The sequence below is a fragment of the Frondihabitans cladoniiphilus genome, from assembly GCF_039544345.1.
GTDB lineage: Bacteria > Actinomycetota > Actinomycetes > Actinomycetales > Microbacteriaceae > Frondihabitans > Frondihabitans cladoniiphilus.
This window is the reverse complement of the sequence record NZ_BAABLM010000001.1, coordinates 67,772-81,103: the sequence shown is the minus strand read 5'-3', so window position 1 is coordinate 81,103 and position 13,332 is coordinate 67,772. Positions and strand designations below refer to the sequence as shown.

Genomic DNA, 13,332 nt, shown 5'->3' with positions numbered 1-13,332 from the left:
CACCATGACGACGCAGACGGTTCCGGACACGGCCTCCAGCGATCCCGCCTCGGGGTCGACCGGAACCACTGTGTCGTCACACCCCTCGGCGGGTCCCGGGCCCGCTTCGACCAGCTCGAAGCGGCCCCGGCGCCTGAGCCTCGCCTTCCTCGGCTTCACGCCCTTCGCGGCCTACGTCGTGCTCTTCCTCGCGATCCCCGCCGTCATCGCCGTGGCCAGCGGCTTCTTCAGCGGCACGGGCGCCTTCACGTTCGCGAACCTCAGGGCGTTCACCGACCCGACGATCCTCTCGGCGTTCCGCGGGTCGTTCCTGGTCTCCGCGATCAGCGCCCTCCTCGGCGCGATCATCGGCGCCGTCGTCTGCTTCGCCCTCCTCGGCACGCGCTCCGACGGCTTCCTCCGCACCACCATCGACGCCGCCTCGAGCGTGCTGGCGCAGTTCGGCGGCATCATGCTCGCCTTCGCCTTCATCGCCACGATCGGGTTCCAGGGCCTCGTCACGCTGTTTCTCAAAGACCACTTCGGCTTCGACCTCAACGCCCACGGCGGTCTGCTCTACAGCGTCGGCGGGCTGGTCATCCCCTACACCTACTTCGAGGTTCCACTCATGGTGCTCACGTTCATGCCCGCCATGGAGGGCCTGAAGGCCACCTGGGGCGAGGCCGCCGCCACCCTCGGCGCCACCCGCCGCTCCTACTGGCTGAAGATCGCCATGCCGGTCCTCGCGCCGGCGTTCTGGGGCAGCGTCCTGCTCCTGTTCGCCAACGCCTTCTCGTCGTTCGCGACCGCGGCGGCCCTGCTCAGCCAGGGCGGCATCGTGCCCCTGACGATCAAGCAGCAGCTCACCAGCGAGACGGTCGTCGGCGTCTCCAACACCGCAGGCGTCCTGGCCCTGGGGATGCTCGTCATCATGGTCGTCGTGATGGGCGCGTACTCGCTGCTCCAGCGTCGCGCGGCACGGTGGCAGCGATGAGCGCCGTGCCCCTGACTTCCGTCTCGGTCGAGCCGACCGACTCCGCCACGGCACCGCGCGCGCCGAAGAGTGGACGGCAGCCCCGCTTCGGCGCCGAGCCCTCCCCCACTGCCCGCCGCATCATCCTCATCATCGTCGTCGGCGTGTTCATTGTCCCCCTCGCCGCCATGTTCGAGTTCACTCTCCGGGTCACCGGCAAGTCGACGCTGGACTTCTCGCACTACGTCTCCATCGCGCATCCGGACGCCGCTACCGGAGTCGACTACAGCCCCCTCTTCCAGGGCATCGCCAACTCCCTGACGATCACCGTCCTCACCGTGGCGATCGTGCTGCTGATCCTCCTGCCGACCATGCTCCTGGTCGAACTGCGATATCCGAGGATGCGCCGCCTCCTCGAGTTCGTCTGCATCCTCCCCATCACGATCCCCTCGATCGTGCTCGTCGTCGGCTTCGTGCCGGTGTACCAGACGGTCGCGGCGATCTTCGGCAGCAGCCCCTGGACCCTCGCCTTCGCGGTCGGGATTATCGTCCTGCCCTACGCCTACCGGCCGATCGCCACGAACATCTCCGCGTTCGACCTCGTCACGCTGAGCGAGGCCGCCCGGTCGCTCGGGGGCAACTGGCTCACCGTGATCTGGCGGATCATCCTGCCGAACATGCGCCGCGGCATCGTGTCGGCGATCTTCCTCACCGTCGCCGTCGTGCTCGGCGAATACACGATCGCGTCCTTCCTCAGCCAGAACACGTTCCAGACGGCGCTGCTGCTGATCAGCCAGACCGACCCGTACGTGTCGACGATCTTCGCGCTGGCCGCCCTGATCTTCGCGTTCATCCTGCTGGTCGTCATCGGCCGCCTCGGCAACCGCAGCCCCGGAGCCGCGACCGCGCGCCGCGAACGCCGGGCCGCCCGCTCCGCCGCCGGCAGCGCATCCCCCACTCCCCTCACTCCCCTCACCCCCGGAGAGACCGCATGACCGTCACCAGCCCCGCCCCCACGCTCGCCCGACTCGGTGAGGGAGCCGTCGTCGAGCTCGACCGCGTGGTCAAGGAGTACGCGGGATCCCGCGCGCTCAACGAGCTGTCGCTGACGATCCGCCCGGGCGAGTTCATCGCCCTGCTCGGCCCCTCGGGCTGCGGCAAGACCACCGCGCTCCGGTCGTTGGCCGGCCTGGAGCAGATCGACGGCGGCTCGATCCGCATCGACGGCAAGGACGTCGCGTCGACGCCAGTCAACAAGCGCGACATCGGAATGGTCTTCCAGCAGTACTCGCTGTTCCCGCATCTGACGGTGCGGCAGAACGTCGAATTCGGGCTCGAGATGCGCCGCGTCGCCGGGCCCGAGCGCCGCGCGCGCGCCCTGGAGGCCCTCGAGATGGTCAGCCTCGACCACCTCGCCGACCGGTACGCGCACCAGCTCTCGGGCGGACAGCAGCAGCGCGTCGCCCTGGCCCGGGCGCTCGTCACCCGTCCGCGCGTGCTCCTCCTCGACGAGCCCCTCTCCGCGCTGGACGCCAAAGTGCGAGTCTCGCTGCGCGAGGAGATCCGCCGGATCCAGACCGAGCTCGGAATCACCACACTGTTCGTCACACACGACCAGGAGGAGGCGCTGGCCGTCGCCGACCGCGTCGCCGTCATGCGGGCCGGCGAGATCGAGCAGATCGGGAGCCCCGAGGAGCTCTACCTCACCCCCGCCACACCGTTCGTGGCCGACTTCGTCGGGGTGAGCAACCGGATGCTCGGGGTCAAGGAGGCCGGGACGGTGATCGTCCGCGGCATCCACCTCTCCGCCCTCGATCCGACGGCTCCGGACGGCCCGGTGCTCGCCTACGTGCGGCCGGAAGACGTCGAGCTCGAGGCGGCCTCCTCGGGAGCGGCGTCCGCCCTCTCGTCCGGCGGCGTGCACGGCTCGGTCGTCTCCACGAGCTTCCTCGGATCGCTGCGCCGCACGAGCGTCCGGCTCGACGACGACACGATCGTCGTGGTCCAGCACGACGTCTCGGTCGTCCACCGCCCCGGCGATTCCGTGCGTCTGACCTTGCGCGGTCGCCCGGTATCGGTCGCGCCCGCCCCCTGACACGACCGGTCACGCAAATCTCCGCGTGACGAAATCGCCGCTCGAACCGTCTCAGAAGGGAGTGAGAATTCTCCCCTCTGAAAGGAACCTGCGATGCGCGCCTCCGAGTTCGAGGCCTCCGACGACTCCCCGACGGACGCCTCGGCGGCCGTCACGACTGGCGAACCGTCGGGCTTCGGCGGTGAGGACGGCCCCGAGACCCTGCGTCCCGTCGTGCACCTCCGATCGCGCGCCCGGAACGTGACCCCGCTGGAGCTGAGCTACGAGGACCTGATCCGAGGCGCGAAGCCCACCTCCGACCCGCTGGACTCGTAGGGGTCGTTCACTCGCGACGCGGGTGCGCGCGGGGAGGTGTGACTGCGACGACGCTCACCGCACCAGACCCGCGAGCACGACATCGAGCATCCGCGCCGACCGCTCGTCGCGCCCCTCGGTCAGGTCGAGGCGCCACAGGAAACCGACGAGCAACAACAGCTCCTCGCCGGTGACGTCGGCACGGTAGAGGCCGTCGGCCTTGCCCGCGTCCAGCAGGGCGTCGATCGCACCGACGACCGGGGCGTAGCCCTCGCCGGCCAACTGCTCGTGCATGGCCGAGTGGATGGCCGAGCCGAGGCCCTTCTTGATGCGGCCGTATTCGGCGAGTCGGCCCAGCCAGATGCGCAGGGCATCCCGCGGGCTGTGGGTCTCCAGCAGTTCGGGAACCATGTCGACCAGCTCGCCGACGTCGGTGCGGTGGACGGCCAGGACGAGGTCGTCCCACGTGGGGAAGTGGCGATAGAGGGTTCCTTGGCCCACGCCGGCCGCACGGGCCACGGCGGCCATGGTCGGTGGCGGCTCGATCTCGAGCGCCTGCCGTGCGACGTCGATGAGCCGCTCGCGGTTCTGGAGGGCGTCGGTGCGCATCGGGAAACCTCTCGGTAGACAAGCGGACAGGTGTCCGTTACGGTGGATGTCGGATGCGGACAGCTGTCCATATCCTATCGTCGACGCGGCGTGATCGCGGCGGCGCACCGAGAAGGAGACCCCCGTGCACGAGAAGATCGACGGAACCGTCATCGCCATCACCGGCGCCAGCAGCGGCATCGGAGCAGCGACCGCGTACCACCTCGCCTCTCGCGGCGCGAGACTCGTGCTCGGGGCGCGTCGCCAGGACCGCCTCGACGAGGTGGTCGCCGCCATCGAGGCCGAAGGCGGCGAGGCCGTCGGAGTCGTCGTCGACGTCACCCGGCGCGACGACCTGGCGCGTCTGGTCGACACGGCCGTGACGACGTACGGCCGACTCGACGTGCTGGTCTCGAACGCCGGCACCATGGCCGTCTCCCCGTTCGACGCACTCGACCAGGACGGCTGGGACTCGATGGTCGCGACCCACATCACCGGCTTCCTCAACGGCATCGCCGCGGCCCTGCCGGTCTTCCGTCGGCAGGAGTCCGGGCAGTTCGTGACCGTGGGGTCGACGGCCGCCTATCGGATCATGAGCCCCCAGGGGGTGTACGCCGCGACGAAGACCGCAGTCACGGTGCTGAGCGAGGCCCTGCGCCAAGAGTCCGGACCCGATCTGCGCGTCACGCTCGTCTCCCCCGGCTTCACGCACACCGAGGGTGTCGGCAAGGGCACCACCGGTGCGATCCTCGAGTCGATGACGGCACAGCGGGACGCGATCGCCATGCCGCCGTCGGCCATCGCGACCGCGATCGGGTTCGCCATCGAGCAGCCGGACGGCGTCGACATCAACGAGGTGGTGGTGCGGCCGACCGTGCAGGGCTGATACCAGGCGCGGATCCTGAACGTCGACGGTGCGCGCCCTGGGAGACCTGCGGCGCGACCGTAACGGCAAGGTCACGTGGGTAGAGTGAGGCCAGGTTGCCCCAGTCCCTGGTCGCCTCGTCGACCGGAGCGTCACCGCTCCCCCGCAGATTGTGCAGCCTCATGACCAGCTTGGAATCACGCCCCCCGACGACGTCGGCGCCCATCACGTTCGCAACAGCTCCGGTCCGCAACCACAAGGAGCTTCCCGCCGGTTTCCGCGGGACCACCTCCGGCGAGACGTCGAAGCCCATCAGCACCTACACGGCCCTGCTGGCCAAGGTGCGCGATGCCGGCCTGCTCAAGCGCCGGACCGGGTTCTACATCACGATGTTCGTGGTCATCACCTCGCTCCTCGCTGCCGCCGTGACCGGGTCGTACCTCCTCGGGCCGTCCTGGTTCCAGCTGCTCATCGCGGCAGGCATCGGCCTCATCTTCACGCAGTACGGCTTCCTCGCGCACGAGACGGCGCATCGTCAGGTGTTCGAGTCCGGCAAGATGAGCGACCGCTACGGCCGGATCCTCGCCTCGGGTTTCGTCGGCATGTCGTACGACTGGTGGACCTCCAAGCACACCAAGCACCACGGCAACCCGAACACCATCGGCCGCGACAGCGACATCGCGCCCGGCCCCATCGCCTTCATCGAGGAGAACGCCGCGACGCGCGGCCCGATCACCCGCTGGCTCCGCGAACGGCAGGGCTACGGCTTCTTCCCGATCCTGCTTCTCGAGGGCCTGAACCTCCACGTCACGTCGTACAAGACGATGTTCGGCCGCAAGAAGGTCGACAAGCGCGCCTGGGAGATCGGTCTCGTCACCGTCCGCTTCGCCGTCTACCTGGGCGTCGTCTTCTCGTTCCTGCCCCTCGGCATGGCGTTCGCCTTCGTCGGCGTGCAGCTCGCCGTCTTCGGCTTCTACCTCGGGGCCGCATTCGCGCCGAACCACATCGGCATGCCGATCATCCCCGAGAAGTCGCGCGTCGACTTCCTGTCGAAGCAGGTCCTGACCTCGCGGAACATCCGGGGCCATGGGATGACGTTCGCGATGGGCGGCCTCAACTACCAGGTCGAGCACCACCTGTTCCCGAACATGGCCCGACCGAACCTGCGGGCCGCGTCGAAGCTGGTGCAGGAGCACTGCGGCGAGAACCTCGTGCCGTACACCGTGACGACCCTTCCGAACGCGTTCGGCATCGTCGTCCGGTACCTGAACACGGTGGGGCTCGCTGCGCGGACCTCGTTCGACTGCCCCATGGCCGCGGAGTACCGGCCGCGCTGAGGGGCGTGTGCACTGAGGACCGGCGCGGGCAGCCTGCGTGAGCGGGACATCCTGCGTGGGTGTCGGTGGCCGGAGCGATAATCGACGGGATCGATCCAGCACCGGCCGCGACGAAAGGGCACGCCGAATGACCGCACTCGAAGACGCTCTGCGCAGCCCGCACTCTTCCGCACGTCTGCAGGCCGTGATGGCGGCCGGCGTGAGGGCGGAGGCGAGCGACCTCGACGCCCTGATCGCCCGGTGCGCGATCGAGCCCGACTTCTCGGTGCGCGACACGCTGACCTGGGCGCTGACTCGCATCCCCCGCTCTCTGGCCGTGCCGGCGGTCGTCGCCGAGTTGGCTCGCCCCGAGGCGCAGGCCCGCAGCCAGGCGCTGCACACCCTCTCGAAGATCGGCGATCCCGCTGCTTGGCCGGCCGTGTCGGAATCCCTCTCCGACACCGACGACGGCGTGGCCCGCGCGGCCTGGCGAGCGGCCGTGATCCTGGCGCCCGGCGACGAACGGCCCGCTCTGGCCACTCGCCTGGCGAAGCAACTCGGGCACGGCAGCCGTGAGACGCAAGCGAGTCTGAGCCGGGCCCTCGTGGCCCTCGGCGCCGATCTGGTCGAGCCGCTGCTCGCGCGGGCCGCTGCGAGCAGGGTCGACACGGTGCGCGACCACGCCGAGGCCACCCTCCAGCTGCTGCGCGACCCCGACGTCGGGTCGAGTCTCGCCGTCGCCTATGCCCGTCGCGAGGTCGCGCTCGGGCGCACCCGTAGCGCCCGGGGCTGACTCGCGCCGTCTTGTCCGTGCGCTGACCTCTCCCAGCGCCGTCTTATCCGGGCGCTGACCTCTCCCGCGCCGTCTTCTCCGCGCGGCGCCCTCTCCCCGCGCCGTCCTCTAGCCGGCCGACACCGCCCGGATCGCGTCCACGATCCGCGTGACTCCGAAGTCCCATGCCGCGTCGACGTCGCCGCCGAGGTTGAAGCCGCCGTTCAGCTCCATGCTGACGAAGCCGGCCGCCCACGCGGTGAGGGTCCGGGCCGCCTCCAGCGCAGTGGCCTTGCCGGCAAGTTCCTCGGCGAGCTGCAGGATCGGGCGGCTCGCCGCGACCCCGAACTCGAGCCCGGGCGTCGGCACGCCCGGCCCCGGAGTCATGACCAACTGGAAGGCCGCCGGCCGCTCATGGCCGAAAGCCCGAAACGCATCCGCGAGCGCACGAGCGTGGGATGCCCCGCCCAGCCGCTCGCCGAGGTCGCTGAGCGTCGCCTCCGCCACCCGTCGGATCAGTTCGTCGCGCCCCTGCACGCGCTTGTAGAGGGACGGCGCCCGCACCCCGACGGCCTGCGCCACCGCCTGCATCGTCAACCCGGCCAGCCCCTCCGTCTCGAGGAGGTCGCGAGCGGCGGAGACGATGGCGTCGAGGGAGGTCCGATCCGGTGTGGGCATGAATCGAGTATAGCTATTGACCGTAGCCATGATGGCTAAGTACCATAGCCATCATGGAAATCACCTCGTCTCTCCACCGCATCGGCAACGACATCGTCGCGGCCTACCTCGTCGTCACCCCCGAGGGTGTGACCATCGTCGACGCAGGCCTGGCCGGTCACTGGTCCGACCTGCTCGCCGAACTGAAGGCCCTCGGCCTCAGCCTGGCCGACGTCCGAGGGCTGATCCTCACCCACGGCGACGGCGACCACGTCGGGTTCGCCGAACGGCTCCGCCGCGAGACCGGCGTGCCGATCTTCGTCCACGAGGCCGACGCCGCTCGAGCCAAGGGCGGAAAGAAGCCGGCCAACGCCAAGCAGACGATGAAGCTCGGCCCGATGCTCGGGTTCCTCGCGTACACCGTGCGCAAGGGCGGGCTGCGCACCACCTGGCTCACCGAGGTCGTCCCGGTCCACGGCGGCGAGACGCTCGACCTGCCGGGTTCGCCGCAGATCATCCCCCTTCCCGGCCACTCCGAGGGCAGCATCGCCGTGTTCGTCTCGGCTGTCGACGCCGTGTTCGTGGGCGACGGCCTCACGACGCGCGACGTCCTCACCGGCGCGACGGGCCCGGCGCCGGCACCCTTCACCGACGAGCCGGCCGAGGCCGTCGAGTCCCTCCGGGCCCTGGTCGCCACCGGCGCGAAATGGGTCCTGCCCGGCCACGGCGCGCCCTGGGGCGGCGGCGTGGAGGCTGCGGTGGCCGCGGTCGAGGCCGCCGCTCGCGCCCGGCGGTAGCCGCGCGTCGCCGCCGGTGAGGCGACGCGGTTCGGCCATGCAGCCAGGGCCGCGGCGCTGGCGCCATGGCCGAACCCCGTCGCCTTGCGAGGTGCCCGGGCCGAGCTGAGGCGTCGACGATGCGCCCGCTTCGGCGAACGCCGCGTCCGGTCAGGAGAGGTGCTGTGTAGTCCCGTCGACTCCGCCCATGGATTCGGGTGCGGCGTTCCGGATGCGAAGAGCGAGCACGATGCCTCTAACCGTGGTCACGATGAAGACGATCACGCCGGCCAGCAGGAGGCCGCCCATGATGTTGAAGAAGAGACCGCTGGGCCCGTCGCCGATCAGCAGGACGACTCCGACCGTCGTCCACAGGGCGAGGAGCAGGAAGAGCAGGAAGTCGCCACCGTCGAGAAGCGGGGTGGGCGTCGGGCCGTCTGAGGACATGGCACGAGCATAGGGCGATCCTCCGCCGCTGCGGCCCGGATCTCCTCGCGCCCGGCGGTAGCCGCGCGTCGCCGGCGGTGGGGCGACGCGGTTCGGCCATGCAGCCAGGGCCGCGGCGCTGGCACGATGGCCGAACCGCGTCGCGTCGCTGGGTGCCCGGGCGGAGGTCAGCGCCGCAGAGGCACCACGGCCCGCGTGCGGATGTGCTCGTAGACGACCGAGGTGCGCACGTCGGCCACCTCCCGCCGCTGCGTCAACTGATCGATCACGAACGCGTAGAGATCCTCGTTGTCGCGCACGCCCACGTGGACGATGAAGTCCTCGTTGCCCGTGGTGACGAACACCCCGAGCGTCTGCGGCAGCCCGCTCACCCAGTCGCGGAACGCCTCGATCACCTCGCGCGAGGGCGGCCGGATGCGCACCGCCACGAGCGCCTGCACCCCGCGACCGATCGACGGCAGGTCGACGTCGAGACTCGTGCCCCGGATCACCCCCCGAGCACGCAGACCTCGAGTGCGCTCCAGCGCGGTCGTGGGCGAGACGCCCACGGCCGCCGCGAGGTCTCGATTCGTCATCCGTGCATCCGACTGCAATTCGCGCAGGATCGCGCTGTCGAGTTCGTCCATGTCCGCCATTCTTTCGCTTTTCTGGTCACTAATGCGGCGAACGAGCAGCAGAGGAACCACATCTCCTAGTGTCGTGACGATCCCTGCACACATCACAGCGACACGAACCACCGAGGAGAACGATGAGCGACACGCAGCCGGCAGCCGTGGGTTTCGACCCCGAGGAGATCGACACGGCGGCTTCGACCCGATCGGCCCGCCTCAAGTGGGTCGTGGTCGTCGACGAGGCGCTTCCGGCCGGCCGAGCGGCGAACGCGGCGATCTGCGTGGCGGGCGCCACAGTGGCCGGGGTGTCGGGTCTGCTCGGGCCCGACGCCGTCGATGCCGAGGGGTTCGTGCATCCCGGGCTGCCCTGGGCCGGTTGCTCGGTGCTGGCGGCCGATGCGGCCACCCTCCGGGCGATCCGGGCGAAGGGCGAAGCCCACGAGGGCACGTTCGTCGCCGACATGCCCCGGCTCGCCCAAGAGACGCGCGTCTACGACGAGTGGCTGACGGGGATGCACGACAGCGCCCCCGACACGATCGAGTACCTCGCCGTCAGCCTCGTCGGCCCGAAGAACCGCATCGACAAGATCGTCGGGCGGCTGCCGCTGCTGCCCTGACGAGCCGGACGCCAGCTACACGAGACTTCTGAGAGCCCCCCGAAGGTTCAGCATGCGCCTCCTGCCGGTCAGTACCTTGCTGCCTCGTCGAGACCCGCGCAAAGCCGATCGACCGAGTCAAGCAAGGCCTTCCGGTGTCCCAAAACCGACGGCGAACACGCAAATTCGAGCAGACGCTTGAGGCGCAGGGTTTTGGGAGTTCGGCGTGGCGGAAATCCGGTCGTCGGTGTTGGCGAAACTCGGCACCCAAGGGACATCCCATATCCGTAGGGATATGAGACGCGAGTGTGGTCTTCTATCTACCCGCCCTGACCCTGCGCCGACCACGAACGCGCGATGACATCGATCTCTCATGAAGCAATTAAGAAGTGGTCATCTATTCGGGGTGCAGAACAGCGTCCAGGATCGCGGCAAGCTCTGGGGCAAGCCCATCAGGAACGAGGCGAATGAGGTGGCGCCGCACCGCTTCGGCATGAACCGCCCTGGATCTTTCGATGGCCTCGGTTCCGGCCGGCAGGATCGAGACCTCGACTCCGTCGCCGGAGGGTCCCCTGACAACCAGTCCCCGCTCCTCCATACGGGTCAAGTGCTTCGACAAGCGGCTCCGATGCCAGTGCATCGAACTGGCGAGCTCGTTCTGTCGTAGACAGCCACCGCCGAGATCGACCAGCCGACTAAGCACACCGAAGTCCCCGTCCGAGAGTCCTGTCTCAGCCAGCAGGTCGCCGGCGATCCGGCTGCGGACCGTCTCGGACGCCTGCTTCCAGAGATGCCACAGGTGCTTCTCGACATCGGTCAGTTCGCTCGTCATTAGCTCAGATTACGGGCAGGCTGTTGACATGGCAACAGCCCTGGCTCATGCTGTTGCCATGACAACACCAAATCAGTCACGTGTGGCATTGGTCACCGGCGGCAACAAAGGAATCGGATACGCGGTCGTGAAGGCTCTGGCGGCGGAGGGCTTGACCGTCTACCTGGGCGCCCGCGACCTGGATCAAGGTCGTGCTGCCGCGGCCACCGTCTTGGGTGACATCCGCCCGCTGCGGCTCGACGTCACCAACGAGTCAGAGGTCGACGCCGTCGCTCGACTCCTTGAAGACGAGGTCGGTCATCTGAGCGTGCTCGTGAACAACGCCGGCGCCAACACTCTGACGTTCCACCCCATGGACCACCTCCCGGTGCCCACCGAAGAGACGGCGGACGACATCCGGAACGTCTACGAGGTCAACGTGTTTGGCGTCGTCCGCATGACTCGGGCCTTCTTGCCCCTCCTGATGCGAGCTGAGTCTCCCCGGATCGTGAACGTGACGAGCAAGCGCGGGTCCATCGGCGAAGAGGGAGCCTGGGTGGGGCAGCCGTCGATGGCCTACTCCAGCTCGAAGACGGCACTCAACGCCATCACCGTGCACTACGCGCGGGAATTCGCCGACACAAAACTTCGAATCAACGGCGCCGCCCCCGGCCACGTCGCCACCGACTTCAACGGCTTCCGCGGCACCCGCACTCCCGAGGAGGCAGCACGAGGCATCGTGCGCCTGGCGACCATTCCCGACGACGGGCCAACCGGGCTCGTCTTCGAAGACGACGTCAGGCTCGCCTGGTGATCCCGGCAGGCCAGGCTCGCCAGCTCGACAACCCGGTCTGGTACTCCCTGACCGGTCGGCATCGGCGCTTCGCCGTCGGATCTTCGTCGGCGCTCCGCTACCCGGCGGACATGTCCCCGTTCTTCGCTCTCCCCGACGCGATGACCCCCGAGTCGTGGAACGCGGCAGCAGAACTTCTCGACGACCAGCCGCCCGGGCTCTTCCACCAAGACGTCGAGATCCCCGCCGGCTGGACGATCGACTCCACACTCGACGTGGTGCAGATGATCACCGAGAACCCCATTGGCGTCATTGACGCCCGCGCCACGCTCCTGACCGGTGACGACTTGCCGCCCATGCTGCGTCTGGCCGACGAGGCCAAGCCCGGACCATTCGGCCCTCGGACCCCACTGCTCGGCGACTTCCACGGCATCTTCCTCGACGGCGTGCTCGCAGCCATGGCCGGCGAGCGATTCCACGTCGACGGCTGGACCGAGATCAGCGCCGTCGCAACCTCGCCCCGACACCGAGGACAAGGTCTGGCCTCAGCGCTCATCAGACACGTCGCTGCCACAATCGAGACCCGACACGAGAGGGCCTTCCTGCACGTCGTCGAGTCCAACCCAGCCCTTGGCCTCTACGAGCACATCGGATTCACCCAGCGCCGCACCGCCCCGGTCCGCCGCCTCGCTCCACCCCGAACCTCCTGACAAGACCCAATTCCTTCACGGACATGTCCGTCCCCTCGGCCGGTCAAACGAACAGGACTGACGGTTCTCGTAGTCCACCCTTTTGTCGCTCTTTCTCTAGGCCCTGGGGCAGATGTGTTGCAAAGCAATCCATGGGGCCTTAAAACGACAGAAGCCCCGTTACAGCCGGACTGTCGCGCTGGGCTGTACCCCAGAGCAACAGCCTTGGTCTCGAGCGACCTTGGCCGGCGTTCACGCTATCCGAGGTGGACACGCGACGATCACGCACAGTTGGTTGTGTCCGTGTAGGCGAGCGGAATGCTTGTGCTTTGTGTCCCCGACGTGACCTGTCAGGCTCTTCAGCCAGCCGGCGGCGCCAGCAGAGCCGTTATCACGTCGCGCAGTGGACCTTCGAGGTCACCGGCCCCGGCGGACGTCAGCGGTTCGAGCCCAGTAGAGGACGCCCGCAAGAGGGCGATCCCGAGCATCGTCGAGAGGGCGATCTGAGCGCGGAGCATGAGGTCGTCGCTTTGGGCGCTGCCCGGTGCCCAGCCGGCCGCGGCGGACATCTGCTCGGCGAACGATCGAAGCGTGTTCCGCCGAATCCGGTCTGCGCCCTCGTCGCCGGACGACCTCAGAAGCAGAAGCATCATCAGCGTGCGTTCGCCGCTCGGCGGCCCGGAGATCTGCCTCGTGGTTTTCTCGACCAGGTCGCCCAACGAGGACGTGGCGTCGTCGGTTCGACCCAGCTCGTCGCGAGCGGTAGCCAGACAGGCTTCGAACAGCCCCTCCTTCGAGCCAAAATACCGATTGATGAGCGCGACGTTGACGCCGGCGTCCGAAGCAATGTCTCGAACCTTGGTCGAGGAGTAGCCGTCTTGAGCGAATCGACGGCGGCCGGCGGTCAGGAGATGTCGCCGGGTGGCCCCAGCGTCTCGAGACCGGACTGTGGTCTCCGAGTCGTCGTCAGTGACGACCGGGAATGGCGAGTCGGGTGACATCGATCTCCTTTCGTTGTGCGTCACGCTACAGGTCGATTCTGACAGAGGTAAACGGGCATTGACTTTGAG

Annotated in this window: 17 protein-coding genes; 11 read left to right on the top strand and 6 right to left on the bottom strand. The window is 68.6% G+C overall.

Going from position 1 to position 13,332, the window contains the following annotated elements; translation table 11 throughout:
* Positions 1-4 precede the first annotated feature (4 nt).
* The 4 genes from ABEA39_RS00445 to ABEA39_RS00430 all read left to right on the top strand — a co-directional run bounded on the left by ABEA39_RS00445 (position 5) and on the right by ABEA39_RS00430 (position 3,362).
* Positions 5-973 (top strand): ABC transporter permease, encoded by a 969-nt coding sequence (locus tag ABEA39_RS00445; RefSeq protein WP_345371954.1) that lies wholly within the window; start codon positions 5-7, stop codon positions 971-973.
* The gene (locus ABEA39_RS00440) at positions 970-1,947 is read left to right on the top strand and encodes an ABC transporter permease (RefSeq protein WP_345371952.1); all 978 of its coding nucleotides are present in this window, start codon (positions 970-972) and stop codon (positions 1,945-1,947) included. Before ABEA39_RS00445 ends, ABEA39_RS00440 begins: the two co-directional genes overlap by 4 nt.
* Complete coding sequence (locus ABEA39_RS00435) at positions 1,944-3,047, top strand: ABC transporter ATP-binding protein (RefSeq protein ID WP_345371950.1); 1,104 nt, start codon at positions 1,944-1,946, stop codon at positions 3,045-3,047. The genes ABEA39_RS00440 and ABEA39_RS00435 overlap by 4 nt, the downstream gene beginning before the upstream one ends.
* 93 nt (positions 3,048-3,140) lie before the next feature.
* On the top strand, positions 3,141-3,362 hold the full coding sequence (locus ABEA39_RS00430) for a hypothetical protein (protein ID WP_345371948.1): 222 nt from the start codon (positions 3,141-3,143) through the stop codon (positions 3,360-3,362).
* A gap of 54 nt (positions 3,363-3,416) precedes the next feature.
* On the opposite strand, the gene ABEA39_RS00425 is transcribed toward ABEA39_RS00430, so the two are convergent.
* Positions 3,417-3,950: a TetR/AcrR family transcriptional regulator gene (locus tag ABEA39_RS00425; protein ID WP_345371946.1), complete on the bottom strand. Its 534-nt coding sequence runs from the start codon at positions 3,948-3,950 to the stop codon at positions 3,417-3,419.
* 124 nt (positions 3,951-4,074) lie between these two features.
* Between ABEA39_RS00425 and ABEA39_RS00420 the strand changes: the two genes are divergently transcribed.
* The 3 genes from ABEA39_RS00420 to ABEA39_RS00410 all read left to right on the top strand — a co-directional run bounded on the left by ABEA39_RS00420 (position 4,075) and on the right by ABEA39_RS00410 (position 6,903).
* Positions 4,075-4,815, top strand: coding sequence for an SDR family oxidoreductase (locus ABEA39_RS00420; RefSeq protein WP_345371944.1), 741 nt, complete (start codon positions 4,075-4,077; stop codon positions 4,813-4,815).
* 161 nt (positions 4,816-4,976) lie between these two features.
* The gene (locus tag ABEA39_RS00415; RefSeq protein WP_345371942.1) at positions 4,977-6,131 is read left to right on the top strand and encodes a fatty acid desaturase family protein; all 1,155 of its coding nucleotides are present in this window, start codon (positions 4,977-4,979) and stop codon (positions 6,129-6,131) included.
* A gap of 127 nt (positions 6,132-6,258) precedes the next feature.
* Complete coding sequence (locus ABEA39_RS00410) at positions 6,259-6,903, top strand: HEAT repeat domain-containing protein (RefSeq protein WP_345371940.1); 645 nt, start codon at positions 6,259-6,261, stop codon at positions 6,901-6,903.
* 108 nt (positions 6,904-7,011) lie between these two features.
* Here ABEA39_RS00410 and ABEA39_RS00405 read toward each other — a convergent pair whose 3' ends face one another.
* Positions 7,012-7,560, bottom strand: coding sequence for a TetR/AcrR family transcriptional regulator (locus tag ABEA39_RS00405; protein ID WP_345371938.1), 549 nt, complete (start codon positions 7,558-7,560; stop codon positions 7,012-7,014).
* A 53-nt stretch (positions 7,561-7,613) separates the two neighbouring features.
* On the opposite strand from ABEA39_RS00405, the gene ABEA39_RS00400 reads away from it, so the two are divergent.
* Positions 7,614-8,336, top strand: coding sequence for an MBL fold metallo-hydrolase (locus tag ABEA39_RS00400; protein ID WP_345371936.1), 723 nt, complete (start codon positions 7,614-7,616; stop codon positions 8,334-8,336).
* A 150-nt stretch (positions 8,337-8,486) separates the two neighbouring features.
* Here ABEA39_RS00400 and ABEA39_RS00395 read toward each other — a convergent pair whose 3' ends face one another.
* Together ABEA39_RS00395 and ABEA39_RS00390 are read right to left on the bottom strand one after the other, a co-directional pair.
* Positions 8,487-8,762, bottom strand: a complete 276-nt coding sequence (locus tag ABEA39_RS00395) for a hypothetical protein (RefSeq protein ID WP_345371934.1) — start codon at positions 8,760-8,762, stop codon at positions 8,487-8,489.
* A gap of 167 nt (positions 8,763-8,929) precedes the next feature.
* A complete protein-coding gene (locus tag ABEA39_RS00390) occupies positions 8,930-9,388 on the bottom strand; it encodes an Lrp/AsnC family transcriptional regulator (protein ID WP_345371932.1) in 459 nt (152 codons plus the stop codon).
* Positions 9,389-9,510: 122 nt separating this feature from the next.
* Here ABEA39_RS00390 and ABEA39_RS00385 point away from each other — a divergent pair, with 122 nt between their 5' ends.
* The gene (locus ABEA39_RS00385) at positions 9,511-9,990 is read left to right on the top strand and encodes a DUF2000 domain-containing protein (RefSeq protein WP_345371930.1); all 480 of its coding nucleotides are present in this window, start codon (positions 9,511-9,513) and stop codon (positions 9,988-9,990) included.
* A gap of 376 nt (positions 9,991-10,366) precedes the next feature.
* Here ABEA39_RS00385 and ABEA39_RS00380 read toward each other — a convergent pair whose 3' ends face one another.
* A complete protein-coding gene (locus ABEA39_RS00380; protein WP_345371928.1) occupies positions 10,367-10,801 on the bottom strand; it encodes a MarR family winged helix-turn-helix transcriptional regulator in 435 nt (144 codons plus the stop codon).
* Between the two features lie 82 nt (positions 10,802-10,883).
* Between ABEA39_RS00380 and ABEA39_RS00375 the strand changes: the two genes are divergently transcribed.
* Both ABEA39_RS00375 and ABEA39_RS00370 read left to right on the top strand, forming a co-directional pair.
* Positions 10,884-11,594: an SDR family NAD(P)-dependent oxidoreductase gene (locus tag ABEA39_RS00375; protein ID WP_345371926.1), complete on the top strand. Its 711-nt coding sequence runs from the start codon at positions 10,884-10,886 to the stop codon at positions 11,592-11,594.
* The gene (locus ABEA39_RS00370) at positions 11,591-12,283 is read left to right on the top strand and encodes a GNAT family N-acetyltransferase (protein WP_345371924.1); all 693 of its coding nucleotides are present in this window, start codon (positions 11,591-11,593) and stop codon (positions 12,281-12,283) included. The genes ABEA39_RS00375 and ABEA39_RS00370 overlap by 4 nt, the downstream gene beginning before the upstream one ends.
* Before the next feature lie 338 nt (positions 12,284-12,621).
* Here the strand turns inward: ABEA39_RS00370 and ABEA39_RS00365 are convergent, their stop codons facing one another.
* Positions 12,622-13,263, bottom strand: coding sequence for a TetR/AcrR family transcriptional regulator (locus ABEA39_RS00365; RefSeq protein WP_345371922.1), 642 nt, complete (start codon positions 13,261-13,263; stop codon positions 12,622-12,624).
* Positions 13,264-13,332 lie beyond the last annotated feature (69 nt).

Excerpts from the sequence above, each read along its gene's own strand:
- ABEA39_RS00400 (WP_345371936.1), top strand. The coding sequence starts at position 7,614 with ATGGAAATCACCTCGTCTCTCCACCGCATCGGCAACGACATCGTCGCG.
- ABEA39_RS00415 (WP_345371942.1), top strand. The coding sequence starts at position 4,977 with ATGACCAGCTTGGAATCACGCCCCCCGACGACGTCGGCGCCCATCACG.
- ABEA39_RS00365 (WP_345371922.1), bottom strand. The coding sequence starts at position 13,263 with ATGTCACCCGACTCGCCATTCCCGGTCGTCACTGACGACGACTCGGAG.
- ABEA39_RS00380 (WP_345371928.1), bottom strand. The coding sequence starts at position 10,801 with ATGACGAGCGAACTGACCGATGTCGAGAAGCACCTGTGGCATCTCTGG.
- ABEA39_RS00395 (WP_345371934.1), bottom strand. The coding sequence starts at position 8,762 with ATGTCCTCAGACGGCCCGACGCCCACCCCGCTTCTCGACGGTGGCGAC.
- ABEA39_RS00410 (WP_345371940.1), top strand. The coding sequence starts at position 6,259 with ATGACCGCACTCGAAGACGCTCTGCGCAGCCCGCACTCTTCCGCACGT.
- ABEA39_RS00405 (WP_345371938.1), bottom strand. The coding sequence starts at position 7,560 with ATGCCCACACCGGATCGGACCTCCCTCGACGCCATCGTCTCCGCCGCT.
- ABEA39_RS00430 (WP_345371948.1), top strand. The coding sequence starts at position 3,141 with ATGCGCGCCTCCGAGTTCGAGGCCTCCGACGACTCCCCGACGGACGCC.
- ABEA39_RS00425 (WP_345371946.1), bottom strand. The coding sequence starts at position 3,950 with ATGCGCACCGACGCCCTCCAGAACCGCGAGCGGCTCATCGACGTCGCA.
- ABEA39_RS00440 (WP_345371952.1), top strand. The coding sequence starts at position 970 with ATGAGCGCCGTGCCCCTGACTTCCGTCTCGGTCGAGCCGACCGACTCC.
- ABEA39_RS00390 (WP_345371932.1), bottom strand. The coding sequence starts at position 9,388 with ATGGACGAACTCGACAGCGCGATCCTGCGCGAATTGCAGTCGGATGCA.
- ABEA39_RS00445 (WP_345371954.1), top strand. The coding sequence starts at position 5 with ATGACGACGCAGACGGTTCCGGACACGGCCTCCAGCGATCCCGCCTCG.
- ABEA39_RS00385 (WP_345371930.1), top strand. The coding sequence starts at position 9,511 with ATGAGCGACACGCAGCCGGCAGCCGTGGGTTTCGACCCCGAGGAGATC.
- ABEA39_RS00435 (WP_345371950.1), top strand. The coding sequence starts at position 1,944 with ATGACCGTCACCAGCCCCGCCCCCACGCTCGCCCGACTCGGTGAGGGA.